This is a genomic window from Streptococcus oralis (assembly GCF_003944215.1).
Lineage (GTDB): Bacteria > Bacillota > Bacilli > Lactobacillales > Streptococcaceae > Streptococcus > Streptococcus oralis_BI.
Genome location: NZ_RJVZ01000032.1, coordinates 1 through 1,984, shown reverse-complemented (window position 1 = coordinate 1,984; position 1,984 = coordinate 1). Strand labels below are relative to the sequence as shown.

Sequence of the window (1,984 nt, the reverse complement as noted above, 5' to 3'; positions counted from 1 at the left end):
AAAAGACACCTTTTACTCTGCCCCAAAAAAGTAGTGCGTAATTTTCCCGTCAGAAATTTTCTACCTACTATTCTTAGTATGTTTTGGTGTTGACATTTTTTTAAAAAAAAGGTAAACTATTAACATGGTATGAATAAAGTTAATAGTTAGGAGATAAGATGGGAATTTTAAGAACTCATTTAGAAGCAGAGTGTGACCCACGATTAGCCGGTGAATTAGCATACAGTATTAAGGAGGCCTATCGTTTTTTGTGGGAACTCATTGATACCACACCTGTATTGCGGCACCCAGAAATGCGAAAGACTTATGGGCATATCCGACAAGCATTAGTCGATGTGGCGCTGCGATTAGTTTTAGAAGATTCATCAATGAGAACAGATGTACAAATGTTATCTGCAGTGAATAATAAAATGAACGGCTATACTTATACGATGATTGAAACAAAAGGAGCCATTATTTCTCCAGTAAAAACCAGAAGTATAAAAACAATGCCGAAAAAAGCTCTTCACAGAAGTGTGGCTAGTGTGAAAAATAAACAATTTGATCTTTTTACAACCCAAGAGGATATCAATAAGCATTATGATGCTGATAACCCACCGTTTCTCCTCTTAACATACGGCGGAAAGAATCATCACCTGCAATTTGTTCAGCTTGGTTTGCCAAATGTTGATACAGAGCAATGGATTGAGAAAGTGGATATTATGAATGCCCAGCGGATTGTTGCCTCGAAAGACCAAGAGCAGATCACTCAAAAGAAACTAGATTTGACTTTAACGGAGCTGTCAGAAGAGCTTCTTAGGAGAGAAGTAAATGGAACAAGGAATATTTAGTCCCTCTAAATTAACAAAGGCTAGAATAGCCAGAGGATTAACTAAAAAAGAATTGGCTGAACGAACAGGAATATCTAGACAAATGATTTCTAATTATGAATTAGGGAAAACACATCCAGGAGCAAGTAAGTTAATGACAATTGTTGCTGAACTAGATTTTCCATACGCCTATTTTACTTCTGAACCTAAAAGGTTTTACGAAGGGGCCACTTTTTTTCGTAGTCAATCTGCGGCTACTAAAAGAGCAAGGGATATGCAAGCTGTCAGGTTAGAATTTCAAAAGGAAATTTATGATTTGCTGTCTCAGTATGTTAATTTTCCTGAATTAACTCTACCTGACATTTTAACGAAAACTATTTACGATATTACTAATAACGATATTGAGGAAAAAGCTAAAGAATTAAGAGAACTATGGGGATTAGGTAAAGATATACCAATTTCTAATCTCACTGAGATTGCAGAAGTTAATGGTATTATTGTTGTTGATTCCAATATGTCTGATGACAAATTGGATGCAGTGTCAGAATGGATTGAAGACAGACCGTATATCATGCTGACAGATAATGGAGAATCTGCTGTACGTCGTCGTTTTAATATTGCACACGAATTAGGTCATATTTTACTTCATGGAGATATTGAAAGTATTCACGACTATACCTCTCAGGAATTAAAGAATATTATTGAGAATCAGGCGAACTATTTTGCTTCTTGTTTATTGTTACCTGAGAATGGTTTTTTAAAATCTTTGTTATCTACTAATTTAGACTTTTATATTGAGTTAAAAAAATATTGGAAAGTTTCTATTCAATCAATGATTATGAGAACTTATCAGTTAGAGTTAATCAATGATGATCAAAAATTATATTTGTTTAGGAAAATTGGCTTTAATAAATGGAAGAAGCGTGAGCCTTTGGACGATGAATTGACTCCTGAGAAACCTAGTCTTTACCGTAAAGTATTTGACTTAATTATCAGTAATGATATTTTACAAAAAAATGAACTAATTTCTTACTTATCTCTACCCAAAGATGAGTTAGAAAAATCATTAGATATTTCAATTAATGATAATTATCAATTGGTACAAAAAGGTCCTGTATTAAGAATAGTTAAATGAAAAGTCTCAATATTATTGAGACTTTTTTGTAGTTATAGAA

The 1,984-nt window shown here is 33.4% G+C and carries 2 protein-coding genes; both read left to right on the top strand.

The annotated features are described in order from the left end of the window. Positions 1-158 precede the first annotated feature (158 nt). Positions 159-830, top strand: a complete 672-nt coding sequence (locus D8804_RS09910; protein ID WP_125399644.1) for a hypothetical protein — start codon at positions 159-161, stop codon at positions 828-830. Then, positions 811-1,944 (top strand): helix-turn-helix domain-containing protein, encoded by a 1,134-nt coding sequence (locus D8804_RS09905; RefSeq protein WP_125399643.1) that lies wholly within the window; start codon positions 811-813, stop codon positions 1,942-1,944. The genes D8804_RS09910 and D8804_RS09905 overlap by 20 nt, the downstream gene beginning before the upstream one ends. Positions 1,945-1,984: the final 40 nt, after the last annotated feature.

Excerpts from the sequence above, each read along its gene's own strand:
- D8804_RS09910 (WP_125399644.1), top strand. The coding sequence starts at position 159 with ATGGGAATTTTAAGAACTCATTTAGAAGCAGAGTGTGACCCACGATTA.
- D8804_RS09905 (WP_125399643.1), top strand. The coding sequence starts at position 811 with ATGGAACAAGGAATATTTAGTCCCTCTAAATTAACAAAGGCTAGAATA.